Source organism: Methylibium sp. Pch-M (assembly GCF_004136295.1).
Taxonomy (GTDB): Bacteria; Pseudomonadota; Gammaproteobacteria; order Burkholderiales; family Burkholderiaceae_C; genus Methylibium; species Methylibium petroleiphilum.
The window spans coordinates 3,634,571-3,658,448 of sequence record NZ_CP029606.1; the positions used below are offsets into that span (position 1 = coordinate 3,634,571).

Consider the following 23,878-nt stretch of genomic DNA (forward strand, 5'->3'; position numbering starts at 1 on the left):
CCTCAGACCGCGACCGGCGCCTTGATGGCCGGGTGCGGGTCGTAGCCGATGATCTCGAAGTCCTCGTAGGCGTAGTCGAAGATCGACGGGGGCCGGCGCTTGATCTGCAGCGTGGGGTACGGGCGCGGTGTGCGCGAGAGCTGCAGCTCGACCTGCTCGCGGTGGTTGCTGTAGATGTGGCAGTCGCCGCCGGTCCAGACGAAGTCGCCGACCTCCAGGTCGCACTGCTGCGCCAGCATGTGCGTCAGCAGCGCGTAGCTGGCGATGTTGAAGGGCACGCCGAGGAAGATGTCGGCGCTGCGCTGGTAGAGCTGGCACGACAGCCGGCCCTCGGCCACGTAGAACTGGAAGAACGCGTGGCAGGGCATCAGCGCCATCTTCGGCAGGTCGGCCACGTTCCAGGCGCTCACGATGATGCGGCGCGAGTCGGGGTTGGTCTTGAGCTGCTTCACCACCTCGGCGATCTGGTCGACGTGGCCGCCATCCGGCGTGGGCCAGCTGCGCCACTGCACGCCATAGACGGGGCCGAGGTCGCCGTCGGGCGCGGCCCACTCGTCCCAGATCGTCACGCCGCGTTCCTGCAGCCAGGAGGCGTTTCCGTCGCCGCGCAGGAACCACAGCAGCTCGAGCACGATGCTCTTCAGGTGGACCTTCTTGGTCGTCACCAGCGGGAAGCCCTCGCGCAGATCGAAGCGCATCTGGTGGCCGAACACGCTGGTGGTGCCGGTGCCGGTGCGGTCGGCCTTGACCACGCCGTGGTCGCGCACGTGGCGCAGGAAGTCCTCGTACTGGGAACGGGCGGGGCGGGGCGAGGGGGAAGGAAGAGCTGACATCTGCAGATTGTAGGCAGCGGGCCCCGCGGCCGCGCCGGTTCAGGACTTCGGGGCGGCCGGGGCGCCGGCCTGTTCCGGCTCGCGCAGCAGGATCTCCACGCGGCGGTTCTTCGCGCGCCCGGCCTCGCTGGTGTTGTCGGCGATCGGCTCGTGCGAGCCGCGGCCCGAGGTCTCGATGCGTGCCGGCTGGATGCCACGGCCGGCCAGATAGTCGCGCACGCTCTGCGCGCGGTCGACCGACAGCGGGTTGTTGATCGCGTCGCTGCCGGTGCTGTCGGTGTGGCCGATCACGCGCACCTGCAGCGCCGGGTCGTTGGCCAGGCCGTTGGCAAAGCTGTCGAGCACGGTGCGCAGTTCGGGCTTGATGGCCGACTTGCCGGTGTCGAAGGAGATGTCGCTCGGCACGTTGAGCTTGAGCTGGTTGTCGGCGGTGCGCGTCACGTCGACGCCGGTGCCCTGGGTGGACTGTTCCATCGCACGGCGCTTCTCTTCCATCTTCTTCGACCACACGTTGCCGGCCACCGCGCCGCCCAGCGCGCCGATCGCCGCGCCCGTGGCCGCGCCCTTCTTGCTGTCGCCGATCAGCACGCCGGCCACCGCGCCGACGGCCGCGCCGATGCCGGCGCCCTTGGCGGTGTCCTGCTGCTCCTGGCTCATGTTGGCGCAGCCGCTGGCCAGCAGCGCGGCCGCGGTGAGCGCGACGATCGAGAGCGTGGGGATCGACTTGCGGGAGGAGGTGATCGTCATGGCAATTCCTTCGAGGTCCGGGATCGTCTTTGTACGGCGCGGCGCCGGGGGCGCTGCAAGCGTTCGTTACAACGCGCCCGTCTCAGGCGTCGTTGACCGCCATCGCCGGCGCATCGGAGAACTGCGACGCTGCCAGCCGCTGGTAGAGCCCGCTGCGGGCCAGCAGTTCCGTGTGCGTGCCGCTGTCCACCACGCGCCCGGCGTCGAGCACCACGATGCGGTCCGCGTGCATCACCGTGCCCAGCCGGTGGGCGATGACCAGCGTCGTGCGGCCGCGCATCGCCTCGTCCAGCGCGGCCTGCACCGCGCGCTCGCTTTCGCTGTCGAGCGCGCTGGTGGCCTCGTCCAGCAGCAGCAGCGGCGCGTTCTTCAGGATCGCACGCGCGATCGAGATGCGCTGGCGCTGCCCGCCCGACAGCCGCACGCCGCGCTCGCCCAGGAAGCTGGCATAGCCCTCGGGCAGCGCGCGGATGAAGGCGTCGGCGTGCGCGGCCCGCGCCGCGGCCATCACCTCCTCGTCGCTCGCCTCGGGTCGGCCGTAGCGGATGTTCTCCAGCGCGCTGGTCGAGAAGATCACGCTGTCCTGCGGCACCAGGCCGATGCGCGAACGCAGCGCGCCCAGGTCGGCCTCGCGCACCGGCACGCCGTCGATCGCCACCGTGCCGCCCTGGGCGTCGTAGTAGCGCAGCAGCAGCTGGAACACCGTGCTCTTGCCGGCGCCGCTGGGACCCACCAGCGCCACCGTCTGGCCCGGCTCCACGTCGATCGTCACGCCGTCCAGTGCCGGCGTCAGGGGTCGCGACGGATAGCGGAACAGCACCTCGCGCAGGCTCACGCGCGAGCCGGTGGGCGCCGCCGCCAGCGCCCGCGGCTGCGCGGGGCTCTCGATCGGCGAGCGCGTGGCCAGCAGTTCCATCAAGCGCTCGCTGGCACCGGCCGCGCGCAGCAGGTCGCCCCACACTTCGGCCAGCACCGCGACCGAGCTCACCAGCAGGATCACGTAGACCACCGTCTGGCCCAGATGGCCGGCGCTGATCTCGCCGCGGATCACCGCCTGCGTGCCTTGGTACAGGCCCCACAGCAGCGCGCCGAAGGTGGCCGTGATGATGAAGGCCACCAGCCCGGCGCGCATGCGAGTGCGGCGCACCGCGGTGGCGAAGGCGCGAGCGGTGGAGGCGTCGAAGCGCTGCGCCTCGCGCGCCTCCTGCGTGTAGCTCTGCACCACCGGCACCGCGTTCAGCACCTCGGCGGCGATCGCGCTCGAATCGGCCACGCGGTCCTGGCTGGCGCGCGACAGGCTGCGCACCTTGCGGCCGAACCACAGCGCCGGCAGCACCACCAGCACCAGGATGCCCAGCACCTGCGCCATCACCACCGGGTTCGTGATCACCAGCATGACGAGAGCGCCCAGGCCCATCACGGTGTTGCGCAGGCCCATGCTGAGGCTGGAGCCCACCACCGTCTGCACCAGCGTCGTGTCGGTGGTCAGGCGCGACAGCACCTCGCCGGTCTGCGTGGTCTCGAAGAACTGCGGGCTCTGCTTCACCACGTGCGCGTAGACCGCATTGCGCAGGTCGGCGGTGATGCGCTCGCCGAGCCAGGTGACCATGTAGAAGCGCAGCGCCGAGAACAGGCCCAGTGCCGCGCCCACGCCGAACAGCGCGAAGAAGTGGCCGCGCAGCGCCAGCACGCGCTCGCCGGGGTCGCTGCTGACCAGGCCCTGGTCGATCAGCGCCTTCAGCGCCACCGGGAACACCAGCGTGGTCAGCGCGGCCCCCACCAGGAACAGCCCGGCCAGCACGATGCGGCCGCGGTAGGGCTTCAGGAAGGGCAGCAGGCCGCGCAAGGGGCGGACCGAGCGCGCCTTGGCGCCGGCGCCGGCAGCGGCGCCGCCGGTGACGGCCTGGGACATCGTGGAAGTGGAAGAGGCCATGGGGCCCGCAGTGTAAGCAGCCCCCGCCGTGGGGCCCTGACGCTGCGGCCCTGCGCGCGGCGCGGCTACAGCTTCAGCGGGCTCGCATAGCCAGTCATTTCCAGGTAGCCACGGCCGGTGCGCGTGCCGCTGGAGGCCTCGAACAGGTCGCTCAGGCCCTCCCAGTAGACCGAGCCGGTCGAGCCGCGGCTGTCGAGCTCCTGGGCGTCCAGACGGGCGCGCACGTGGTGCGAGCCGGCCGGCGTGTCGAGCTGCCAGGCCACCGCGTACTCGGCCTGCGTCGCCGGGCTGCGCCAGCGCCGCAGTGGCGTGAAGCGCACCTCGTCGGGGCCGAAGGTGCGCACCGCGCCGCCGCGCGGCCGGAAGCTGCCGCCGGCCCACAGCGCCGAGCCGTCGGCGCGGCGCAGCCGGAAGGCGGTGAGGGCGCCGCCGTCGTCGAGGTTCATGCCGACCCAGTCCCAGCCCACCGCGTCGGGGTGCATCAGCGCCTCGCTCCATTCGTGGTCGAGCCAGGCACGGCCGGTCACCGCGAGCGCGCGGCCCTCCACGCGCAGCGTGCCGCCGACGGAGAGCTGCGGCTCGCTGAGGTAGTGGCTCGCCTGCTCGGGGGCCGGGCCCTTGCGCGAATAGCCGGCGTCGCCCTGCAGCAGCACCGGCTGCGTCGCGTCGAGCCGCAGGTCGAAGGTGTAGCCCTGGGCGGTGGCGTCGACCACGGCGCGGTAGTGGTGCGCGCCAGACGCCGCGGCGCTGACTCGCAGGAGCTGCCAGCCGCGCAGCCGCAGGTCGGTGTCGGCGGTGGCCGCCTCGGCAATGCCGAAGCCGGCACGGGCGGTGCGCTGGTCGTGGCGCAGCCGGCCGGCCCGCGGATCGGTGAGCGCGGCATGCGCGAACAGCAGCTGCCGCGCGGCGAAGCGGCTCGGGTGGTCGGCGGCGGCCACGTCGGTGCGCGAACGGAAGAACGTCACCTGGAAGCCGAATGGTTCAGACGTTGCGGCGGGCTCGAGCCAGCCGGTCACGTACCACCATTCGGTGCGGTACTCGGGGTGCGAACCGAAGTCGCGCGGCAGCACGATGGGCGTGCCGGCCCGCACCACCGGCGCCGCGCGTGCGGCGCCCACACCCAGCCCGAAGCCCGGCGCACAGGCCAGCAGCAGCGCGCGGCGCGACAGCGGCAGGGGCTTGTCGTTCACCAGTCTTCCTTCACCGCGAGCACGGCGTCCTGCGAGACCGCGCGACGCGCCGCGACGGCCGCGGTCAGCGTGCCGGCGGCCACTACCGCGGCGCACAGCGCCGCCAGCCGGCCCCAGGGCGCCAGCAGCTCCATCGTCCAGTGGAAGCTCTGCGGGTTGACCACATGCACCAGCACCACGCTCACCGCCAGCCCGAGTGCCAGGCCGAGCAGGGCGCCGGCCGCCGTCCACGCCACGCCTTCGCCGGCCACGATGGCCAGCACCTGGCCGCGCGTGAAGCCCAGGTGCGCCAGCAGGCCGAACTCCTTGCGCCGCGCCAGCACCTGCGCCGAGAAGCTGGCCGCGATGCCGAACAGCCCGATCGCGATCGCCACGGCCTGCAGCCAGTAGGTGACCGCGAAGCTGCGGTCGAAGATGCGCAGCGAGCTCGCGCGGATCTCGCCGGCCTGCGCGAACTCGAGCAGCGCCGGGTCGGGCGCCAGCGCGCGCAGCGCCTGCTGCAGCGCGGCCGGGTCGGCGCCGGGCGCGAGCGTGAGTGCCAGGTCGTTCACGCGCGTGTCGCCGGTGAGCGCCACGAAATCCTGCGCGTCGACCACCAGCGCGCCCTGCTGGCGCGCGTAGTCGCGCCACACGCCGCGCACGAAGAAGCGCGTGGGCAGCGCGTGGCCGTCGCGGTGCGTCAGCGGCAGCACGAGGCGCGTGCCTGGCGCGGCGCCGTACAGCGCCACCATCGCCTCGCTCACGAACACGCCGGGCTCGCCCCCCGGCGCGGCCGGCAGCAGCTCGCCCACCAGTGGCAGCGTGCGCTGCGCGTCGGCCAGCGGCCGTGCGATCAGCACCGGCGGTGGGCGGGCCGCGTCGAGCGACAGCGGCAGGGCGCGCAGCGTCTCGAGGCGGCGCACGCCGGGCAGGGCGCCGGCGCGCGCCACGAAATCGGGCGGCAGCCAGGCCGTGTCGTTGCTGGCGCTCACGGTCGCGGTGCGCACGTACAGGTCGGCCGGCAGCACCGTGTCGAGCCAGCGCGTCACCGCGTCGCGGAAGCTCGCCACCATGACGGTCAGCGCCACCGCCAGCGCCAGACTGGCCACCACACCGGCGACCGCCACCGTCGCGCTGGCGCGCTGGTGGCGCGCGCGCTGCGTGGCCAGCAACCAGGCGGCGCTCGAGGCAGGGACCCGCACCGCGCGCAGCAGCAGGCCCACGCCGGCCGGCACGCAGGCGATGCCGCCGACCAGCAGCAGCGCCACCGCCACGTAGGCGGCGATCGGCAGGCCGGCGATCGGCGGCGCCAGCGCCAGCAGCGCGCCGGCCAGCATCAGCAGTGGCCCGAGCCACGGCCGCCGCGTGCGCGCGCCGGCCTCGCCCAGGCCCTTCAAGGCCTGGGCCGGTGCGATGCGCTGCGCCGCGCGCGCGGGCAGCCAGCCGCCCACCAGCGCCGCCACCACGCCCAGTCCGCCGTAGACGAGCGCTGCGAGCGGCCCGAACTGCAGCCGCGGGGCCACGCCGGCGAAGTAGCCGCCGCCGAGATCGCCGCCCAGCCAGCGCAGCGCGCCCAGCGCGAGCGCCGTGCCGAGCGCGAGGCCCAGCGCGCTGCCCACCAGCCCGAGCAGCGCCGATTCGGCCAGCACCCACTGCAGCCGCTCGCGCGCGCCCAGCCCCAGCACGCCCAGCAACGCGAACTGCGGCAGCCGCTTCGCGACCGACAGCGACAGGACCGAGAACACCAGGAAGGCCCCGGTGAACAACGCCACCAGCGCCAGCACCGTGAGGTTCACGCGGTAGGCGCGCGACACGTTGCTGAGCCGCTGCGCCGATTCACCCGGCGTCGCGGCGCGCACGTCGGCCGGCAGCGCCAGCTCGCGCAGCACGCGCTGCGGGTCGGCGCCGGCGCTGAAGCGCAGGTCGATGCGGCTCAGCCGGCCCAGCCGCTCGAAGGCCTGCTGCGCGCCGGCCAGGTCCATCAGGGCCAGTGGCACGCCCGGCGCGCTGCTGCCGCCGGCGATGCGCAGCGACACGAGATGCAGGCCGCTCTGCACGCGCAGGAGTCCGTCGCCGTCGTCCGGCTTCAGCAGCGCCTGCGCGGCCGGGTTCAGGAACACCGCGCCGGGGTCCAGCATCGCCAGGCGGCCGGCACCGGCGGCCGGCTCGGGCAGCAGGGTCGGCGAGAGCGCCGGGGCCACCAGCGCATCGAGCCCCAGCACCCGCAGCGCCACGCGCCGGCCCTGCGCGTCGAGCGCATAGGTGTCCACCTCGACCACCGGCGACGCCAGCACCACCTGCGGGTGCGTGGCCACGCGGCCGTAGAGCGCCTCGTCGAAACCGCTGCCGCTCACGGCGCGCAGGCTCAGGTCGGGCTCGCCGTTGACGCTGCGCACCGCCGCGCCGAACTCCGACAGCGCCGACGCGTTGATCAGGTGCACCGAGAACGCCAGCGCCACGCCCAGCATCACCGCCAGCACGGCGATGGCGTGGCGTGCGGCGTGGTGCCGCAGCTCGGGCCACGACAGGTGGCGCAGCAGGGGGGTCAGGCTCATCGCGCTCGCTCAGCGCGCCACCGCCGCCACGCTGGCGAAGAAGCTTCCGTGGGGCTGCTGGGGCACGGTGCGCTTCATGACGGCGCCGATGCTAACGCTGCAGCGCCCGTAGACTGCCCGCATGATGCCGATGCACCCCGTTACCCTCGACCATGCCAGCCGCCTGGTCAACCACGGTCCCACGGTGCTGATCGCCACCGAACACGGAGGCCGCCGCAACCTGATGGCCGCGGCCTGGTCGATGCCGGTGGAGTTCACGCCGCCGCGCATCGCGGTGGTGGTCGACAAGAAGACCTACACGCGCGAGCTGCTCGAGGCCAGCGGCCGTTTCGCGATCGGCCTGCCGTGCGCGGCGCTGGCTGACCTGAGCTACGCCGTGGGCAGCGAGAGCGGGCGCGAGGTCGACAAGTTCGCCCGCTTCGGCCTCCGCTTCACGCCGGGTCCGGTGCTGGGCCTGCCGCTCGTCGAAGGCTGCGTGGCCTGGCTGGAGCTGCGCCGCATCCCCGAGCCGCACACCGAGGCGGCCTACGACACCGTGTTCGGCGAGGTGGTCTCGGCGCAGGCCGACCCGCGCGTGTTCGCCGACGGGCGCTGGTCGTTCCGCGACGACAACGCCGAGCTGCACACGCTGCACCACCTGGGCGGCGGCACGTTCGCCGTGCCCTCGCGCATCGTCAGGGCGGCGCCGGTTGGCGACAGCCACTGAGACCATCGCCGTCCCTGCAATTCAGCACTGCCCGCACTCGCCGAGGTCTGCATGCCCCACGACACACCGCCATCCAAGCCGCCCCCGCGCCACCTGTCGATGATCCGCGGCTTCCATCTCGCGGACTTCGTGACGCTGGGCAACGCCGCCTGCGGCACGGCCGGCGTGTTCCTGGCGATGCTCTACATGGGCAGCGGCAAGCTGTCCGACTTCCTGTGGGCTGCCGCGATGGCGCCGCTGGCCTTCGCGTTCGACTGGCTCGACGGCCGCGTGGCGCGCTGGCGGCAGCAGCACTCGGCGCTGGGCCGCGAGCTCGATTCGCTGGCCGACGTGATCTCCTTCGGCGTGGCCCCGGCCGCGCTGGCGTTCGCCGCGGGCCTGCGCGGCGGCTGGGACGTGGTGGTGCTGATCTACTTCGTCTGCTGCGGCGTGAGCCGGCTGGCGCGCTACAACGTCACCGCCGAGAGCCTGTCGGCCGGCGCCGCCAAGGTGCCGTACTTCGAGGGCACGCCCATTCCCACCAGCGTGGTGCTGACCGCGGTGCTCGCGGCCATCGCGTGGCAGCAGGGCGGCCTCACGGCGCCGCTGCCCGGCGGCGCCTGGTCGATCGCCGGCTGGACGCTGCACCCGCTGGTGCTGATGTTCGCGCTGTCGGGCACGCTGATGATCAGCAAGACGCTGCGCATCCCGAAGATCTGAGCGCAGCGTCCCGGTCCGCCGTCGAGGCAATACGCCCACGCCGCAGTGCGACTTGGCCGCCGTCCGTTGCGTCCCTGAGGAGGGCCGCCTAGAGTGCCGCCATGTGCTCCCTTGCCCGCACCGCCGCGCTGCGCGGACCCGCCTTGCGGGCCGGGGCGGGCATGCGCACCCGTCTGCCGGCCGCACACCCCTAGGCCCGGCGATCACCTCCACCCCCTCTGCGCAAACCTCCGATCGCCGGGCCCCCAGCCCGCGCGATGGCGTGTGCCGGCGATGGCCCGGCACGGCGCCCCTGATCGAAGGAATGCCCCGTGGAAGTCTTGACACTCGAGCGCACGCTCACCGAGCTGGACCATGTTCGTCTGCTGAGCCTCGCGCGCCGTCAGCGTCCCGCCGCCGCCGCGGCGATCGAGCCCCTGCTCGACGCCTGCACCGTCGTGCCCTCCCGCCAGGTCCGGCCCGACGTGGTGACCATGTATTCGCAGGTGCTGCTGCACGACCTGGCCAGCGGCCTGCGCAGCCGGCTCACGCTCTGCTACCCGGCCGACGCGGAGCCCGCGGCAGGTTTCGTGTCGGTGCTGTCGCCGGTGGGCTGCAGCCTGCTGGGGCTGACGGTCGGCGCCGTGGCGCGCTGGTCCACGCCCGCGGGCGAGGCGCGGGCCGCCGAGGTGGTGGCCCTGCTGTTCCAGCCCGAGGCCAGCGGCGACTACGCGATGTAGCGGTCATCGCCCCGACCCGCGGGCGCCCCCGCGTGCTTCGAGGGCGCCGCACGCCGACGGCGGCCCGAGGTTTCAGCCCGCGGTCACGGCAATCCGCCGCGGCTGCGCGTGCGCCTGCTTGGGGATCCGCACGGTCAGCACGCCGTCCTTCAGGTTGGCGTCGATGCGCGCCGTGTCGAGCTCCCGGCTCAGCGTGAAGCTGCGCCGGTAGCGCGGCACCCGCACTTCGGCATACACCGCCTCCAGGCCATCGGGCGTGGGTTGCTGCACCGCGCCTTCGATCAGCAGTGCGTCGCCCTCGATCTTCAGATCCAGCTGATCCCTGGGCACGCCGGGCATGTCGGCCAGCAGCGTGATGCCGGAGGCGTCCTCGAACACATCGACCGCGGGTGACACGGCACGTTGCTGTTCGGTGTCGACGGCGGCGCGGGCGGTCACTTGCTTCTTGTCGCTCATGATGGGTTCTCCTGTGTGTCGTGCTGGCGCGTCACTGCACGGTGATGCGCTGGGGTTGGGCCGATTCGCGGCGCGCCACGCTGACCTGCAGCACGCCGTCGCGGTAGCTCGCGTTCACGTGTGCGGCATCCACGTCGTCGGGGAGCGAGATCGCCCGGGCGAAGCGGCCAGTGCCGCGTTCGCGGGCATAGACCTGCACCTTGGGGTCGCCGGTCGGGATGCCCGGCGCGCGCTCGCCCGAGATGCGCAGCACGCCGCGGTCGAGCGTGACCTCGATCTTCGACGCGTCCAGGCCGGGCGCGAAGGCGTAGATCTCCACGCTGCTGGCGGTGCGGCCGATGTTGATCGCCGGGGTCGTGCCCGCCGCGACCGAGCGGATGCTGTTGGGCAACCCGGAAACGCCGAACACGTCGTCGAGTTCACGACGCAGGCGCTCGAACTGGCCAAACAGGCTGTACGGGTGATTCAGGATCGATTCGTACATGGTGTATGTCCTCCGATGCAGGGGTTGGCACCGGCAGGAGACCGACCCGCCGGCTCGGTTCTCGAAGTAGGGGCCGGTGCGGCGGTTTCAAGGGGTCGGAAGCGCGGCCATGCGGAGGCCGGGCGCGCCGCCGCGGCGACCGCCTTCGACCGCGTGCGAAGGGTCGATGCCTCTCAGTACGTGCGCTCGGCGATCACCGCCGCCACGGTCTCCAGAGCCTCGCGCAGCGTGTCGAAGTCCACCGAGCCCAGCGCCAGCCGGATCGCGTGCGGCACCCGCGCCGACGTGGCAAAGGGCTCGGCGGTGGACACCGAGACGCGCTCGCGCATCAGCGCCGCGGCCACCTGGTCGGCGCGCACCTCTTCGGCGAGCGGCAGCCAGACGAAGTACGAGGCCGGGTGGCTCACGCGCCGCAGCGCGCCCAGCACCTGTGCGGCGAGTTGCTGGCGCGCGCGCGCGTCCCGGCGCTTGCCGGCTTCCAGCCGGTCCACCGTGCCGTCGTCGATCCAGCCGCAGGTGATGGCGGTCATCACGCCCGGCGTGTTCCAGGTGGTGGCGCGGATCGCGCGCTCGATAGCGCCCACCCATTGCGGCGGCGCGGCCACGCAGCCCACGCGCAGGCCGGTGGCCACGCTCTTGGAGAAGCCCGACACGTAGACCGTGGTCTCCGGTGCCAGCGCCGCCAGCGGCGGCGGCGCCTGCTCCACCAGGAAGGCGTAGGCGGCGTCCTCGATCACCAGCAGCCCGTGTCGCCGCGCCACCGCCACCAGGGCGCGGCGGCGGCTCGCGCTCATCACCCAGCCCAGCGGGTTGTGCATCGTCGGCATGGCGTACAGCGCCTTGACGCGGCGGCGCCGGCACAGCGCGGCCAGCGCGTCCGGGTCGGGGCCGTCGGTGCCGGCGGGCACCGCCACCAGTTCCAGCCGGTGGGCCTCGGCGAGCAGCTTGAAGCCGGGGTAGGTGAGGGCGTCGACCGCCACCACGTCGCCGGGCTGCAGCAGCGCCATCACGGTGGTGGCCAGGCCGTGCTGCGCGCCGTCGACCAGCATCACCTGCTCGCCCGGCACGGTGAGCCCGCGGCGCGCCAGATGCCGCGCCACCGAGGCCCGCTCGTGCGGGCGGCCGCCATGCGGCTGGTAGCGCAGCAGCGCCTCCAGGTCGCCGGCCGCGGCCAGCTGGCGCAGCGCGTTCCGCAACAGCTCGGCCTGGCCCGGCAGCGACGGGTAGTTGAAGTTCAGGTCCAGCATGTCGGCCGCCACCGCGTGCTGGTCCACGCCCTGGCCACGCGGCACCGCCGTTTCCTTGACGAAGGTACCGCGGCCGGTCTCGCCGCTCACCAGGCCCATGGTCGCCAGCTCGGCATAGACGCGGCTGGCCGTCACCAGCGCCAGGCCCTCGTCGGCCGCGAGCTGCCGGTGCGTGGGCAGGCGGGTGCCGGGCGGCAGGCGGCCGCCCGTGATCTCAGCGGCGAACCGGTCGACGACCTGCTTGTACCGGGCCTGGGCCATGGGGCGATGTTGTATGCATGACAATTATTTGATTGTATTGATTGGCACGCCTAGCATCGAGGCCATGCACATCGCCATCCTCACCTTCGAGGGCTACAACGAGCTCGACTCCTTGATCGCCCTCGGCATCCTCCACCGCGTCAAGCAGCCCGGCTGGCGCGTGTCGATCGCCAGCCCGAGCGCCCGGGTCCGTTCGATGAACGGCGTGGTCATCGAGGCCCAGGCCTCGCTGCAGGACGCCGTGACGGCCGACGCCGTGATCGTGGGCAGCGGCCTGCAGACCCGCGAGGTGATCGCCGATACCGCGCTGATGCATCAACTGAAGCCGCTCGACCCCACCCGGCAGCTGCTGGGTGCCCAATGCTCCGGCACGCTGGTGCTGGCGAAGCTGGGCCTGCTGCACGAGGTGCCGGCCTGCACCGACCTGATCACCAAACCCTGGGTCCAGGAGGCCGGCGTCGACGTGCTGAACCAGCCTTTCTTCGCGCGCGGCAACCTCGCCACCGCGGGCGGTTGCCTGGCGTCGGCCTACCTGGCGGCGTGGGTCATCGCGCGGCTGCAGGGCGTGGCCGCGGCCGAGAGCGCGCTGCACTACGTGGCGCCGGTGGGTGAGAAGGAGGCCTATGTGGCGCAGGCGATGCGCAACATCGGGCCATATCTCGCGGGCGCCGAACCGGCAGCCGCCTGACAATCGGGCCGTTCGAAACCCATCTGCCGGGGAGCCAGGATGTACCTGCCCAGCCATTTCGAGGAGCGGCGGCCCGAGGCCCTGCACGACCTGATCGCCCGTCACCCGCTGGGCATGCTGGTCACCCACGGCAGCGGCGGCCTCGACGCGAACCACGTGCCATTCGAGCTGGACACCGGCGTGGGCCCGCACGGCGTGCTGCGCGCCCACGTGGCCCGCGACAACCCGCTGTGGCAGAGCGTGGCCGACGGCGACGAGGTGCTGGTGGTGTTCCGTGCCGCGCAGGCCTACGTCTCGCCCAACTGGTACCCCAGCAAACACGAGGCGCACAAGCTGGTGCCCACCTGGAACTACCGGGTGGTCCATGCCCACGGGACCATCACCGTGCGCAACGACGAGCGCTACGTGCGCGGCCTGGTGGCGCGGCTCACGCGCCAGCACGAGGCCGGCCAGCCCCGCCCGTGGAAGATGGGCGACGCGCCCAGCGACTACATCGACGCGATGCTGAAGTCCATCGTGGGCCTGGAGATCGCGGTGGCGCGCCTGGTGGGCAAGTTCAAGCTCAGCCAGAACCGCGAGACGCGCGATCGCGTGAGCGCGGCGCAGGTCCTGATCGACCAGGGCGACACCGAACTCGGCGAGGCGATGCGGGCCGCCGGTCCGCCCGCGTGAGCTGCCGCCGCAGGCGGCCCTAGCGGGACACGCCGATCTCGATGACGCCGAAGCTGCCGTAGTCGGCCTCGACACGGTCGCCCGGCTGCACCGCCAGCGGCACCATGCAGGTCCCGCACGACGCCCAGTCGCCGGCGCGCAGGCCGACGCCCAGCGAGGACAGCTCGTTGGCCAGCCAGGTGAGTGCGGTGCGCGGATCGCCGAGCAGCGCGCGTCCTTCGCCGCGGCGCGTGCAGCGCACGCTGCCGTCCGCGGCCCGCACGGTGGCGTGCACGGCCTGCGCCGCCAGATCGGCCCCGCGCCACGCCGCCGGCGCCACCGCCGGCCCGAACGCGAAGCGGCCGCAGCAGGCGTCGTCGGCGATCAGCTGCGCCAGGCCGGCGCGGGCGAAATCGGCGAAGCGCGAATCGGGCAGCTCGAAGGCCGGGTGCAGCGACGCGACGGCCGCCAGCACTTCGTCGACGGCATAGGGCGTGCCGCGCGGCGGCAGCGCAGCGCCCAGGCGGAACGCGAACTCGGGCTCGACCACGCGCATGCGGTTGCCGGCGAGCGACAGCGTGGCGCCCATAGCGTGCACGAAGCTGCTCAGGATGCGCCCCGGCAGCGGGCCGTCGACCTGGATGTGCGCCTGCCCGGCCGCGCTGGTGGCGGCGATCTTCCAGCCGACCACCGGGCTGCCGGCCACCTGGGCCAGCGCGGCCTGGATCGCATGGCCGGCCGCGGCATCGCCGGGGCGCAGCGCGTCGGGCAGGGCGTCGATGACGCTGCCTGTTTGGCGGCAGCGCCAGAGCAGCTGGGCGGCGTCGTGGGCGGCGGGCGGCATGGTCCGGCGATGTTGCCTGACGGGCGCTCGCCGTCAGAACTGCCTGAACACCGCCGCCGCCACGATGCCGGCGGCGATGGCGGGCAGGGGCTTCTTCAGCACGAGCATCACCGCCGCGGTGGTGGCCAGCGCCAGCCGCGCACCGCCGTCGCCCTGCACCGCCAGCGGCGCCAGCAGCGCCATCAGCACCGAGCCCGACATGGCCTCGATGAAGCGCTGCACCCGCGGGCCGATGGGCACGAAGGACATGACGAACACGCCGCCCCAGCGCGTGGCCAGCGTGACCAGCGCCATCACGGCCACGATCAGCAGCGTGCCCCAGCCCAGCGAATCAAGGCTCACGGCGCTGCTCCTTCCAGACCATGCCCAGCAGGCCGCCGGCCACGGCCCCCACCACCACGTGGCTGTTCTCGGGCAGCCAGCGCCAGGCGGCGAGCGAGGCGCCGGCCGCCACCGCCCAGATGGCGAGCAGGCGCAGGTTCTTCGCCTGTCCGCCCACCGCCATGGCCAGCAGGAAGCAGCCCATCACCATGTCCAGCCCCCAGCGCCGCGCGTCGGCGATCAGGTCGCCCACCTGCGTGCCCAGCCAGGTGCCGAGCACCCAGAACAGCCACAGCGCCAGGCCGCCGCCCAGCAGCTGGCCGAAGCCCGGCTGGCCGCGCCCGAAGGCCTGCAGCGCCATGGCCCAGTTGGCGTCCGAGGCCAGCACCATCACGCCGTAGCGCCGGCGGGCCGACAGCGGGCGCAGCCAGGGGTAGAGCGTGGCGCCCATCAGCAGGTGGCGGGCGTTGATGGCGAACACCGTCAGCACCAGCGGCAGCACCGGCACCTGCGACCCCCACAGGTCGAGCACCGCGAACTGCGCCGCGCCGGCGAACACCAGCGCGCTCATGGCCACCGCCCAGCCGGCGTGCAGGCCGTGCTGGGTGGCCGCCAGGCCGAAGGCCGCGCCGAAGACCAGCACGAAGGCGGCGATCGGCGTCATCTGCCGGAAACCGGCCCACACCAGCGGGCGGGTGAGGGTGCCTTGCGCGAGGAACGGGTCATGCGGAGTCATGGGGCGTGACTGTGGCTGCTTTGCAGGGTTCCGAAAAGCGCAAAGTTCGCATCACACACTTTCGTTCAGCGGAAACATCGAGAACCGCATGATGCGCAGGGTGACCTACAGTGTCAGCGGCCCTGTCGAATCAGCCACCTTTCGTTCGTCGTGAAGGCAGGAGGCGCGCCCGGGCGGGTGCGTCGACCGGTCCACCCTCGCCAGGAGTCCAGGCATGTCCTACATCGACGGTTTCGTGATCGCGGTTCCCACGGCCAACAAGCAGCAGTTCATCGAGCACGCGCGTCATTTCGACGCGCTGTTCATCGAGCTGGGGGCAACGCGTGTGATCGAGAGTTGGGGCGATGACGTCCCCGACGGCAAGGTCACCGACTTTCGCCGCGCGGTCCAGGCGACGGCCGAGGAGACGGTGGCGTTCTCGTGGGTCGAATGGCCGGACAAGGCCACGCGCGACGCCGCCATGAAGAAGATGGTGGAAGACCCGCGCATGGACCCCTCCAACCCCGGCAATCCGCCGATGCCCTTCGACGGCAAGCGGATGATCTTCGGTGGCTTTGAACAGGTGGTCGAAGTGAAGGCTTGAGCGGTGGGGCCTGCGGGACCCGGACCCGCACGGGGCTGCACCACGGTGGACGTTCGGTGCACGCCACCGGCGCCACCGACTACCGCAGCGCGCGGTTTTGCGCACGCTGCACATCCGGTAGCTCGCGCTCGGTTCTGCGCAAACAGATGAGCCCAACGACCGGTTGATGCCGATCGGAGTGTCCATGGTTGCGCTGCGCGGATGGCCGCAGCCGCTGCGAAACGGGCATAGCGGTGCGAATGGGGCAGCTTCAGACTGTTAGCAGACAGTCATTTTGGGGGCCGCCAGTGGCTGCTGTCCGAGGCAGCCGTTATAGAGGCCAGACTCGCGACTGAAGGCAAACCCCAGGCAGAATCAGAGAATTCAATTGCCGATGGTGCGGAGCGCTCGAACGCTGGGCTGGATGTGGGCCGCGCCACAGGGGACTCTGAATCAACTGCGGAGGTCGCCGGAACGAGCCTCGGCTCCGCCTACTCAGTCCAAACTTTCCCTTCCTCCAGAGCATGCGGAACTTCGATCCCGGCACCCCGAACCGCCGGGTGTCGCTGAAGGCAGGTACGCAATGTTTGCAGCGCACCGTACCCCTCGACGCAGAGTTCCCGAAACTGCCTTGCGTACTCCGGGTCAAACACGTCTTCCTTGACCGCATGCGCTGGGCTCTGCCGAAGCTTCCGCACCTTCCTTAACGACGCGATCGCCTCGTCCCACACGCTCCAGTCATTGGTGCGGTAGACGCTTCGCAAGTACTCGTCGAGCAAGGTGATCGTTCCCTTGGGCCGAACCTCGATCTTCCCGTCTCGTCGCTCCATCTCGCTCTCCAGCGGAATGGCGCCCTCGAAGAACTTGGTCGAAATGTTGTCAGACAGCACCTTGTCCAGCAACAGAACGGCAGCGTTGAACTCTTCGAGGGTCGGGCGGATGAGAAGGGCAAGCTTCTTCGGTCGGTTCTCTGCATGCTGGCCAAAGTCCTGCCTGAAGAGCGGCCTCTTTCTGATGACCTGCGCCATCTGGTTGATGAGCCAGACCTCGATGCACAGCGCCTCGAGTAGCGATATGTGCTCTGGCCATTCCCCCAGAACGTTGGCTCGGTAGTAGTCGGGATGCAGGCCGTGCGATCCCTCTAGCTGCCGCGCACGCCACATCTGTTGATGCTCAGCGCTGAGATCATGAAGGTACCGAACGAAGACCGCAACCGCGCGGTTTCTGTGCTCGTCGTACGAGAAGCCGAAGGTTTCCACCAAAACCTGGTCGGACTCACGCACCTGTTGACCTCCTTGAGAGTGTTCCGAGGAGATGCAGATCGACCCGCCGATGTCGGAGCAGGTGTAGTAGTACCGCGGATCGTTTCGATAGGTCTCCAGGACCTGCAGTTCGAACGATCGGTAGCCGAACTGCGCTGCACCAAGGGCAAGCTCGCGCGTGTAGGGCCTGTTGGCGTAAGCACCAGCAGGTGGCGTCGCCTTCAACACATCCTCGCTGGGGTAGAGGCAGGTGTAGTACTCGGTGGCATCTAGCGTCTTCAGATGCTCGAGTTGTGCCGCCTTGGGCGCGAAGCCACGACGGTTGATATGTGGGTTGACGTCGACGTAACCCCAGTGAACGTGTGCGGCACCAGCCTCTACAAGATCGGTCAAGGCCTGCTGCAGCTCAGACCAAGAGCGACCCGTTGCAGCCGAGATGTGTGCCAACGGAAGACCATTGAAGTCCCCGTCGTCTCGCAGGTAGTGCGCGGTTGCCTGGGACAGGCACGACGCAGCGAGGCCAACATCGGTTCGACTCGAATCCGCCGGCGTCTCTTCGGTCATCCCAACCCTTCTTTCACGTCATTGGCACTCGGAAGCGCCGGGAGTCACGACTACCCCGGTCGAGTGTCGCTCGCAGCCATCTTCCAATGCCTGGTTGCAGCATTGTCACCGGCGGGACCGTCATCTACGTTCTCCTGCTGACACGCCTAGGACAGGCACGAAGGCCTACCCACCAAAAGTGGGCGGGCCTTCTCGATGATGTAACGGTACCGCGCCGCCCTGCCTACCAAGAGCCAGGAAGCGCCTGTGGCAGGATCGACGTATGAAGCGCCGCAACAAGCATAAGAAGTCTGCTCGTCGCAGCGCGGCTCAGCGGCCTGACGAGGTCTTCAGCGCAGGTCCTCTTCGCATGGCGAGATATGGCCGTCACGTCGTCTGGCAGTCAGACTGGTCTCCGGGCGAGTTCGACAAGTTCCAAGCGCGCCTCGTCGCAGGCTATGGCCAGGTGGTGCGCGAGATTGACCGGGACGTCGCCGAAGCATCGGCCCTGTTGGCGACGCTGAACCCGTTGAAAGTGCTGCACCGGGCCTGGGGCGAACGAAGCGCCGCGAGCCTGGGGATTGAGAGCGAAGTCGAGGTCGGCCCCGAACTCGCACACGCCGCACGAATGATCGACTACGTACAGAGCCTGGTTGCCGCCACTCCGCCCGTCGCAGATCCACCGAGTGATCTGACCGATGAGTCCTGGGGCAAGCTGCAGAAGCTGGTCGAGTCAATCTTTCAGAAGCTGAATTCGCAGTACTTTATGTGCGCCACAGCTGAGCGCCGCCAGAGTGGTGCGGCTATCGACGCCGCGTTCGATGAGTTCCACTTTCGGACACAGCTCCATTGGTGCAATGTCACTGGAGAGCAGTATCAGAACCATCAGGTTCAAGCACTGCGAGAGCTGCTGGCACCACAGACAGGAGCGGTCCAGCGTCTCTACGGACTGAGCAGCGAGCAATTGTGCGATGAGCTAGCGAAGATCTGGCATTCACTGACCAAAGGCCTCGCAGAGGCCTTTGTCGCCATGGACGAGTTCAGAAAGAAGTCTCTTGCGGCACTCGACACAGACATCAAGGCTGGCATCGCGGAGGGTGACGACCCCGGGGAACTGCTGCGCGCGTCGATCGTCCGTCACGGACTTGAGACGGAACAGAACCGAGCGGTCGGGCTCTTTCTTCTCTACGACCTTTTCGATTTGCAGAAGGTGACGAACCTGCCGCCTGCGTTCCTCGAGGACTTTTCGTGGGCTCCGGGCCAGGATGGAGAGTTCTTCGCCGAAGGGCCCTTCAAGGGGTGGCCGTTGCGCGTCTGGCCCATACACAGGCGACCCTTCCTCAAGCTAGACGGACGGTACTACTGCTTCGACCAAAGCGGCTTGTTCGACCACTTCTACCGACAGCTCGAGAAACGCGTTTTCGCAGAGGATCCAAGGCTGAAGCAGACCTGGATCGACGCTCGCAAGGAAGTTACCGAGACTTTGCCGTTCGAGTACTTGCAACAGCTTCTGCCAGGCGCTACGTGCTTCACAGAGATCTACTACTGGCTGGCCGAGGCTGGGGCCGCGGCCATTCGATACGAGGCAGACGGCGTGCTTGCGATTGACGATCACCTGTTCATCGTCGAAGTGAAGTCAGGCTCGTTCACCTACACGTCGCCCGCTACCGATGTCGACGCGCACGTGCAGTCGATCAAGAACCTCGTGTCCGCGCCCGCGAAGCAAGGCAACCGATTCCTTCGATACCTGCAAACCGCCGATGAGGTGCCGTTGCTTGACCAAGCAGGAAACGAGACTGGCCGGCTGAGACTCAAGGACTATCGCCAAGTCACGGTCTGCGCTGTCACGCTTGACCCCTTCACTGAGATTGCCGCGCAGGTTCAACACCTGTCGTCTATCGGGGTCGACGTGGGGAACGAACCCGTATGGTCACTGTCCCTGGACGACCTACGCGTGTACGCGGACATCTTTACCAATCCACTCGAGTTTCTGCATTTCGTCCAGGTGCGCAGAGAGGCGTTCAAGTCAAGCATCCTTCAACTCGACGACGAACTGGACCACTTGGGTCTGTACCTCCAGCACAACCACTACCCCCAGCACGCTGCCGACCTTCGTGGCGGAGGAAGGGCTCGCCTGCAATTCCTGGGGTACCGGCAGGAGATTGACAGGTTCTTTGCTGCGCGCCTAGCGGACCCGGACCTTCCCTCGCCTCTTCATCAGAAAATGCCCGCGGGCATGACCGCCTTGCTCGAGTTCTTGCGAGCGAGCGGCAAGAGGCGTCGCTCTGCGATCGCGGCCTTCGTGCTCGACGTAGGCGGAGACTGGCGTGACCGGATGTTCAACACGATCGCGCAAGAGCTTGAGCGGGCAGAGGCGAAGCAGCCTCGTCCGTTTTCGACCTTCGGGGATGTGCGCCTGACAGCCTACGCGTTTACCCCCCGCTGGCCCCGCCCCTCGGCAGATGAGACGCGCGACCACGCGAGGGCGATCATGGTGATGCATGACGAGCCGGAGCGGGTGCTTCTTGAACTCTCCTACGATGACGCGGGTGCACTCGTTGATGCCGAGTGGGAGTTCCTGCGACGTGCGGACATCAACGTCTTCGAACTGCCTAAACTTCAAGCACGCGGTGAAGCCTTGCGCGAGGCACGGCTTCAGAAGGCCATCGCAACGGGTGGACGGATCGGGCGAAACGAACAATGCCCATGCGGGTCGGGCAAGAAGTTCAAGAAGTGCTGCGGCTCGGTGGTAAACCGCAGGTGATCCGCGGGCGAGACATCCCGGTGCTTGCCACAAAGGCTTGCAGTCAACGAGCCCGGCGGGCCGCGGTCGGTGCGAACAATGGGGCGGAGACGGGGCGGGACGCGACGCAGCAACCGCAGATTCGCCGACGGCGTCCGGCCGAGCCGCAAAAACAAGGTCGGCAACGCCTACACCGGCGTCTATCTCGCGCAGCAGCGACCAGCCCCGAGCGACACTGTGACCGCCGAACTCGCCCGCGACACGACTCCCCCGGCGTAGATGCTGCCGCCTGGCCCTTGGGCTGTGCAGACCGAGGGGCCGCCAATAGTGCAGAACACCCGCGGGTGCTGACATAACACTTTTGGGGCTCGGTCGCAAATGGCAGCAACTGCCGAATCGTCGCCACAAAGCCGACGCCCACCGCTGATGATCGGCGATGGGTCGCTGACCGGACTCGAAGGGCGGCGGCCCGCGGTGTAGCTGCCGGTGAACTTGCGGGACCCGAGGACAGCAACCGCTGCATCTCGACCGTTGACGCCCAGCGCCACCTCACTGGCGGCGATGCGCCGCTAAGCTACCGTTGGCAGCAAAGAGTCGACGGACCGCTGACGCTGCCATGGAGCCACTCCGCACGAGTCAAAGTCTGGCTGATGAGGAGCGAAATCCGTCATCAGCCCCTGAAGATCCCGTGGCGCGCAGCAGCGTAGGCAGGGGCTCGTCACCGATCCGTATGCGGCCTGTCCGCAAGGTGTCCACAAAGAGTTCGTCGGCACACCGCCACACACCACGCCGGCCGCGCCCTCAGGCCGTGGCCGGCTGCACGCCGCCCGGTGTGAGCCGCAGCACGCGGTCGGCGCGCGCCGCCGCGGCCAGGGAGTGCGTGACCAGCAGGCAGGCCGTGCCTTCCTGCTTCACCTCGTGGGCCAGCACGTCCATCACGCGCTCGGCGGTGGCGGGGTCGAGGTTGCCGGTGGGTTCGTCGGCCAGGATCAGGCGCGGCCGGTGCACCACCGCACGCGCGATCGCCACGCGCTGCAGCTGGCCGCCCGACAGCTGCTGCGGCAGGCGCTCGCCCAGCCCGGCCAGGCCCACCGCGGCCAGTACCGACTGCACGCGCGCCGGATCGGGCGCGCCCAGCAGCAGCAGCGGCAGCGCCACGTTGTCGGCCACGCTCAGGTGCGGCAGCACGTGGAAGGCCTGGAACACGAAGCCGAGGCGGGCGCGGCGCAACTGCGCCAGCGCGCGCTCGGGCAGGGCGGTCACGTCGTCGCCGTCCAGCAGCACGCGGCCGGCGTCCACCGTGTCCAGCCCGGCGATGGCATTGAGCAGCGTGGACTTGCCGACGCCCGATTCGCCGAGCAGCGCGACGAACTCGCCCGCCTCGATGCGCAGCGAGACGTGCTCGAACACTCGGCTGTCGCCGTAGCGCTTGGCCAGGCCGTCGATGGCGAGCAGGCTCATGCCGCGGCCTGGCCCTCGTCGACCAGCCGCCGCGCCAGCGCCACCACCTGCGCGCTGGCGTCCGGCGCATCGCAGGCCACCGTGTGCCGCCACGGCATGCCGCGCAGCCAGGTGAGCTGGCGCTTGGCGAGCTGGCGCGTCGCGGCGCTGCCTTGCTCCTGCAGCGCTTTCAGGTCGGGCGGGTCGCCGGCGTCGAGCGCGGCCCAGGCCTGGCGGTAGCCCACGCAGCGCATCGAGGGCAGGTCGGCGTGCAGGTCGCCGCGTGCGCGCAGGCGGCGCACCTCGTCCACCAGGCCGTCCTGCAGCATGGCCGCGAAGCGCTCGCCGATGCGGGCGTGCAGCCATCCGCGCTCGGCAGGCTCCAGCGAGACCAGCGCGGTGCGGTGCGGTGCGGCGGGCGCCACGTCGAAGCGCCCGCTGTGGAAGCTGGACAGCGGCTGGCCGGTGGCACGCCACACCTCCAGCGCGCGCTGCACGCGCTGCGCGTCGTTCGGTGCCAGCCGCGCGGCCGTGGCCGGGTCCACCGTGGCCAGCTCGGCGTGCAGCGCCGGCCAGCCGCGCGCGCGGGCCTCGGCGTCGAGCGCGGCGCGGATCGCCGGGTCGGCCGGCGGCAGCGCGTCGATGCCGTCGAACAGCGCCTTGAAGTACAGCATGGTGCCGCCCACCAGCAGCGGCAGCCGGCCGCGGGCGCGTATCTCCGCCATGGCGCGCTGTGCGTCGGCGACGAACTGCGCGGCCGAGTACGCGGCGCTGGGCTCGATCAGGTCGATCAGGTGGTGCGGCACCGCGGCGCGCTCGGCGGCACTGGGCTTGGCGGTGCCGATGTCCATGCCGCGGTAGACCAGCGCCGAGTCGACGCTGACCACCTCCACCGGCAGCACGCTCGCCAGCGCCAGCGCGGCCGCGGTCTTGCCGGCGGCGGTGGGCCCGGCCAGGCACAGCGCGTCCAGCCCGGCGGTGGCGGGCAGGTCCGCGTTCACAGGAAGGTCTCGAACGGCCCGAGGTAGCGCCACTGCCCCGGCGGCAGCTCGCCCAGGCCGATGCGGCCGATGCGGATGCGCTTGAGCGACTCGACCTTCAGGCCGACCAGCTCGCACATGCGGCGGATCTGGCGCTTCTTGCCTTCGCGCAGCACGAAGCGCAGGTGCTGCTCGTTCTGCCACGACACCTTGGCGGGCTGGAGCTTCTCGCCGTCGAGCGCGAGCCCGTGGCGCAGCCGCGCCAGGGCCTCGGGCGGGAAGTGCTGCTTCAGGTCGGTGAGCTCGGGCCGGGCGGTCCACTGCACGCGCACCACGTATTCCTTCTCGACCGGGCTGTCCTCGCCGATCAGCAGCTTGGCGACGCGGCCGTCCTGCGTCAGCACCAGCAGGCCGGTGGAGTCGAGGTCCAGGCGGCCGGCCGGCACCAGGTGCTTGAGCTGGCTGGCGTTGAAGCGCTGCTTGCTGCCGTCGCCGGCCCAGCGGGTGGCGGCGGTGACCAGCGTGTAGGCCGGCGCGTGGCCGTCCTCGGCCTGGCCGCTCACATAGCCCAGCGGCTTGTGCAGCAGGATGGTCACGCGCTGCGCCTGCTCCAGCTGGGCCTGCGGGTCGATGGTGATCTGCTGCTCGGGGCGCACGCGGGCGCCGAGCTGGTCGACCACCTCGCCGTCGACGCGCACGTAGCCCCGTTCGATCCACTCGTCGGCCTCGCGGCGCGAGGCCAGGCCCAGCTCGCTCATGCGCTTGGACAGGCGCGGGTGGGCCTCTGCGGCCGGCGCGGCGGTGGCGGCGCGGGCCGCTGGGCGCTGTGGAGGCCGGGCCAAGGGGCGCGGCGCACCGCTGTCGGCGGTGCGCGGGGGGCGGCGGTCGGAGTTCGGCCCGCGGGCCGGATCGCGCGAGACAGCTCGCTCGGAGGCGCGGTTCGGGTCACGCGACGAGCGCTCGGCAGCGGGCCGACCCGGGCCGCGCGGGGGCTGGTCGGTCACCCTGCGGGAGGAGGGGCGCGGTGCGTCGCTGCGCTGGCGGCCGGGCGCGGCGGGTGCCGTGCGGCCGGCGCGAGGCGGTGCGTCGGTCCGCTCGGGCCGCGGTGGGGGCGTGCTTTCCGCGCGCTGGCGGGCGCGCTCGGCCTCGGCCTGCGCCAGCGTCGGGCGCGCGGGCTTCACGCCGCCGCTGCGCAGCGGGGCGCGGCGTCCGGCCGCGGGAGAGGAGGGCGCGCCGGGCGCCGGCTTCTTGAGCTTGAGGGTGGCCATGTCGGTGCCGATTGGATCATGGCGCGCCGCC

Annotated in this window: 22 protein-coding genes; 7 read left to right on the forward strand and 15 right to left on the reverse strand. The window is 70.8% G+C overall.

What is annotated here, in order from left to right; translation table 11 throughout:
* Positions 1–2: 2 nt before the first annotated feature.
* The 5 genes from C1M51_RS17470 to C1M51_RS17490 form a co-directional block, all read right to left on the reverse strand.
* The gene (locus C1M51_RS17470) at positions 3–833 is read right to left on the reverse strand and encodes a thymidylate synthase (protein ID WP_129451785.1); all 831 of its coding nucleotides are present in this window, start codon (positions 831–833) and stop codon (positions 3–5) included.
* Positions 834–872: 39 nt separating this feature from the next.
* Positions 873–1,580 carry an OmpA family protein gene (locus tag C1M51_RS17475; RefSeq protein WP_129451787.1) on the reverse strand — a complete coding sequence of 236 codons (708 nt, stop codon included), beginning with the start codon at positions 1,578–1,580 and terminating at the stop codon, positions 873–875.
* Positions 1,581–1,662: 82 nt separating this feature from the next.
* Entirely contained in the window at positions 1,663–3,492 is a 1,830-nt protein-coding gene (locus C1M51_RS17480; RefSeq protein ID WP_129452256.1) for an ABC transporter transmembrane domain-containing protein, read from the reverse strand.
* Between the two features lie 86 nt (positions 3,493–3,578).
* Entirely contained in the window at positions 3,579–4,703 is a 1,125-nt protein-coding gene (locus C1M51_RS17485) for a lipocalin-like domain-containing protein (protein WP_129451789.1), read from the reverse strand.
* Entirely contained in the window at positions 4,700–7,237 is a 2,538-nt protein-coding gene (locus C1M51_RS17490) for an FtsX-like permease family protein (RefSeq protein WP_129451791.1), read from the reverse strand. The genes C1M51_RS17485 and C1M51_RS17490 overlap by 4 nt, the downstream gene beginning before the upstream one ends.
* A gap of 121 nt (positions 7,238–7,358) precedes the next feature.
* Here C1M51_RS17490 and C1M51_RS17495 point away from each other — a divergent pair, with 121 nt between their 5' ends.
* The 3 genes from C1M51_RS17495 to C1M51_RS17505 all read left to right on the forward strand — a co-directional run bounded on the left by C1M51_RS17495 (position 7,359) and on the right by C1M51_RS17505 (position 9,361).
* Complete coding sequence (locus C1M51_RS17495; RefSeq protein WP_129451793.1) at positions 7,359–7,943, forward strand: flavin reductase family protein; 585 nt, start codon at positions 7,359–7,361, stop codon at positions 7,941–7,943.
* A 51-nt stretch (positions 7,944–7,994) separates the two neighbouring features.
* Complete coding sequence (locus C1M51_RS17500; RefSeq protein ID WP_129451795.1) at positions 7,995–8,642, forward strand: phosphatidylcholine/phosphatidylserine synthase; 648 nt, start codon at positions 7,995–7,997, stop codon at positions 8,640–8,642.
* A gap of 311 nt (positions 8,643–8,953) precedes the next feature.
* Positions 8,954–9,361, forward strand: a complete 408-nt coding sequence (locus tag C1M51_RS17505) for a GreA/GreB family elongation factor (RefSeq protein ID WP_129451797.1) — start codon at positions 8,954–8,956, stop codon at positions 9,359–9,361.
* Positions 9,362–9,433: 72 nt separating this feature from the next.
* Here the strand turns inward: C1M51_RS17505 and C1M51_RS17510 are convergent, their stop codons facing one another.
* From C1M51_RS17510 to C1M51_RS17520, 3 genes are all read right to left on the reverse strand, one after another.
* The gene (locus C1M51_RS17510; protein WP_129451799.1) at positions 9,434–9,817 is read right to left on the reverse strand and encodes an Hsp20/alpha crystallin family protein; all 384 of its coding nucleotides are present in this window, start codon (positions 9,815–9,817) and stop codon (positions 9,434–9,436) included.
* 31 nt (positions 9,818–9,848) lie between these two features.
* Positions 9,849–10,301 (reverse strand): Hsp20/alpha crystallin family protein, encoded by a 453-nt coding sequence (locus tag C1M51_RS17515; protein ID WP_036235252.1) that lies wholly within the window; start codon positions 10,299–10,301, stop codon positions 9,849–9,851.
* Between the two features lie 173 nt (positions 10,302–10,474).
* On the reverse strand, positions 10,475–11,809 hold the full coding sequence (locus tag C1M51_RS17520; RefSeq protein ID WP_129451801.1) for a PLP-dependent aminotransferase family protein: 1,335 nt from the start codon (positions 11,807–11,809) through the stop codon (positions 10,475–10,477).
* A 64-nt stretch (positions 11,810–11,873) separates the two neighbouring features.
* Between C1M51_RS17520 and C1M51_RS17525 the strand changes: the two genes are divergently transcribed.
* Positions 11,874–12,497 (forward strand): DJ-1/PfpI family protein, encoded by a 624-nt coding sequence (locus tag C1M51_RS17525; protein WP_129451803.1) that lies wholly within the window; start codon positions 11,874–11,876, stop codon positions 12,495–12,497.
* A 39-nt stretch (positions 12,498–12,536) separates the two neighbouring features.
* A complete protein-coding gene (locus tag C1M51_RS17530) occupies positions 12,537–13,169 on the forward strand; it encodes an FMN-binding negative transcriptional regulator (RefSeq protein WP_129451805.1) in 633 nt (210 codons plus the stop codon).
* A 19-nt stretch (positions 13,170–13,188) separates the two neighbouring features.
* Here the strand turns inward: C1M51_RS17530 and C1M51_RS17535 are convergent, their stop codons facing one another.
* The 3 genes from C1M51_RS17535 to C1M51_RS17545 are packed head-to-tail and all read right to left on the reverse strand — an operon-like array spanning position 13,189 to position 15,049.
* Positions 13,189–13,992: a 2-keto-4-pentenoate hydratase gene (locus C1M51_RS17535; RefSeq protein ID WP_129451807.1), complete on the reverse strand. Its 804-nt coding sequence runs from the start codon at positions 13,990–13,992 to the stop codon at positions 13,189–13,191.
* A 33-nt stretch (positions 13,993–14,025) separates the two neighbouring features.
* Positions 14,026–14,334 carry an AzlD family protein gene (locus tag C1M51_RS17540; RefSeq protein ID WP_129451809.1) on the reverse strand — a complete coding sequence of 103 codons (309 nt, stop codon included), beginning with the start codon at positions 14,332–14,334 and terminating at the stop codon, positions 14,026–14,028.
* A complete protein-coding gene (locus tag C1M51_RS17545; protein ID WP_129451811.1) occupies positions 14,324–15,049 on the reverse strand; it encodes an AzlC family ABC transporter permease in 726 nt (241 codons plus the stop codon). The genes C1M51_RS17540 and C1M51_RS17545 overlap by 11 nt, the downstream gene beginning before the upstream one ends.
* Before the next feature lie 214 nt (positions 15,050–15,263).
* On the opposite strand from C1M51_RS17545, the gene C1M51_RS17550 reads away from it, so the two are divergent.
* Entirely contained in the window at positions 15,264–15,632 is a 369-nt protein-coding gene (locus tag C1M51_RS17550; RefSeq protein ID WP_129451813.1) for a DUF1428 domain-containing protein, read from the forward strand.
* A gap of 470 nt (positions 15,633–16,102) precedes the next feature.
* Here the strand turns inward: C1M51_RS17550 and C1M51_RS17555 are convergent, their stop codons facing one another.
* Positions 16,103–17,437, reverse strand: a complete 1,335-nt coding sequence (locus C1M51_RS17555) for an AAA family ATPase (RefSeq protein WP_129451815.1) — start codon at positions 17,435–17,437, stop codon at positions 16,103–16,105.
* A gap of 262 nt (positions 17,438–17,699) precedes the next feature.
* On the opposite strand from C1M51_RS17555, the gene C1M51_RS17560 reads away from it, so the two are divergent.
* Positions 17,700–20,180 (forward strand): SEC-C metal-binding domain-containing protein, encoded by a 2,481-nt coding sequence (locus tag C1M51_RS17560; RefSeq protein ID WP_129451817.1) that lies wholly within the window; start codon positions 17,700–17,702, stop codon positions 20,178–20,180.
* A 780-nt stretch (positions 20,181–20,960) separates the two neighbouring features.
* Here the strand turns inward: C1M51_RS17560 and C1M51_RS17565 are convergent.
* Genes C1M51_RS17565 through C1M51_RS19370 form a run of 3 tightly spaced genes read right to left on the reverse strand, consistent with a single transcriptional unit; the run spans position 20,961 to position 23,847 of the window.
* Complete coding sequence (locus C1M51_RS17565) at positions 20,961–21,620, reverse strand: ABC transporter ATP-binding protein (protein ID WP_207207774.1); 660 nt, start codon at positions 21,618–21,620, stop codon at positions 20,961–20,963.
* Positions 21,617–22,600, reverse strand: a complete 984-nt coding sequence (gene miaA / locus C1M51_RS17570) for a tRNA (adenosine(37)-N6)-dimethylallyltransferase MiaA (RefSeq protein WP_129451819.1) — start codon at positions 22,598–22,600, stop codon at positions 21,617–21,619. Before miaA ends, C1M51_RS17565 begins: the two co-directional genes overlap by 4 nt.
* Positions 22,597–23,847 carry a pseudouridine synthase gene (locus C1M51_RS19370; protein ID WP_129451821.1) on the reverse strand — a complete coding sequence of 417 codons (1,251 nt, stop codon included), beginning with the start codon at positions 23,845–23,847 and terminating at the stop codon, positions 22,597–22,599. The genes miaA and C1M51_RS19370 overlap by 4 nt, the downstream gene beginning before the upstream one ends.
* Positions 23,848–23,878 lie beyond the last annotated feature (31 nt).

What these genes read in the sequence shown, in the direction of transcription:
- C1M51_RS17515 (WP_036235252.1), bottom strand. Translation starts at nt 10,301, where the DNA reads ATGTACGAATCGATCCTGAATCACCCGTACAGCCTGTTTGGCCAGTTC.
- C1M51_RS17500 (WP_129451795.1), top strand. Translation starts at nt 7,995, where the DNA reads ATGCCCCACGACACACCGCCATCCAAGCCGCCCCCGCGCCACCTGTCG.
- C1M51_RS17545 (WP_129451811.1), bottom strand. Translation starts at nt 15,049, where the DNA reads ATGACTCCGCATGACCCGTTCCTCGCGCAAGGCACCCTCACCCGCCCG.
- C1M51_RS17520 (WP_129451801.1), bottom strand. Translation starts at nt 11,809, where the DNA reads ATGGCCCAGGCCCGGTACAAGCAGGTCGTCGACCGGTTCGCCGCTGAG.
- C1M51_RS17560 (WP_129451817.1), top strand. Translation starts at nt 17,700, where the DNA reads ATGAAGCGCCGCAACAAGCATAAGAAGTCTGCTCGTCGCAGCGCGGCT.
- C1M51_RS17525 (WP_129451803.1), top strand. Translation starts at nt 11,874, where the DNA reads ATGCACATCGCCATCCTCACCTTCGAGGGCTACAACGAGCTCGACTCC.
- C1M51_RS17480 (WP_129452256.1), bottom strand. Translation starts at nt 3,492, where the DNA reads ATGTCCCAGGCCGTCACCGGCGGCGCCGCTGCCGGCGCCGGCGCCAAG.
- C1M51_RS17565 (WP_207207774.1), bottom strand. Translation starts at nt 21,620, where the DNA reads ATGAGCCTGCTCGCCATCGACGGCCTGGCCAAGCGCTACGGCGACAGC.
- C1M51_RS17550 (WP_129451813.1), top strand. Translation starts at nt 15,264, where the DNA reads ATGTCCTACATCGACGGTTTCGTGATCGCGGTTCCCACGGCCAACAAG.
- C1M51_RS17535 (WP_129451807.1), bottom strand. Translation starts at nt 13,992, where the DNA reads ATGCCGCCCGCCGCCCACGACGCCGCCCAGCTGCTCTGGCGCTGCCGC.
- C1M51_RS17490 (WP_129451791.1), bottom strand. Translation starts at nt 7,237, where the DNA reads ATGAGCCTGACCCCCCTGCTGCGCCACCTGTCGTGGCCCGAGCTGCGG.
- C1M51_RS19370 (WP_129451821.1), bottom strand. Translation starts at nt 23,847, where the DNA reads ATGGCCACCCTCAAGCTCAAGAAGCCGGCGCCCGGCGCGCCCTCCTCT.
- C1M51_RS17475 (WP_129451787.1), bottom strand. Translation starts at nt 1,580, where the DNA reads ATGACGATCACCTCCTCCCGCAAGTCGATCCCCACGCTCTCGATCGTC.
- C1M51_RS17470 (WP_129451785.1), bottom strand. Translation starts at nt 833, where the DNA reads ATGTCAGCTCTTCCTTCCCCCTCGCCCCGCCCCGCCCGTTCCCAGTAC.
- C1M51_RS17555 (WP_129451815.1), bottom strand. Translation starts at nt 17,437, where the DNA reads ATGACCGAAGAGACGCCGGCGGATTCGAGTCGAACCGATGTTGGCCTC.
- C1M51_RS17495 (WP_129451793.1), top strand. Translation starts at nt 7,359, where the DNA reads ATGATGCCGATGCACCCCGTTACCCTCGACCATGCCAGCCGCCTGGTC.
- C1M51_RS17530 (WP_129451805.1), top strand. Translation starts at nt 12,537, where the DNA reads ATGTACCTGCCCAGCCATTTCGAGGAGCGGCGGCCCGAGGCCCTGCAC.
- C1M51_RS17510 (WP_129451799.1), bottom strand. Translation starts at nt 9,817, where the DNA reads ATGAGCGACAAGAAGCAAGTGACCGCCCGCGCCGCCGTCGACACCGAA.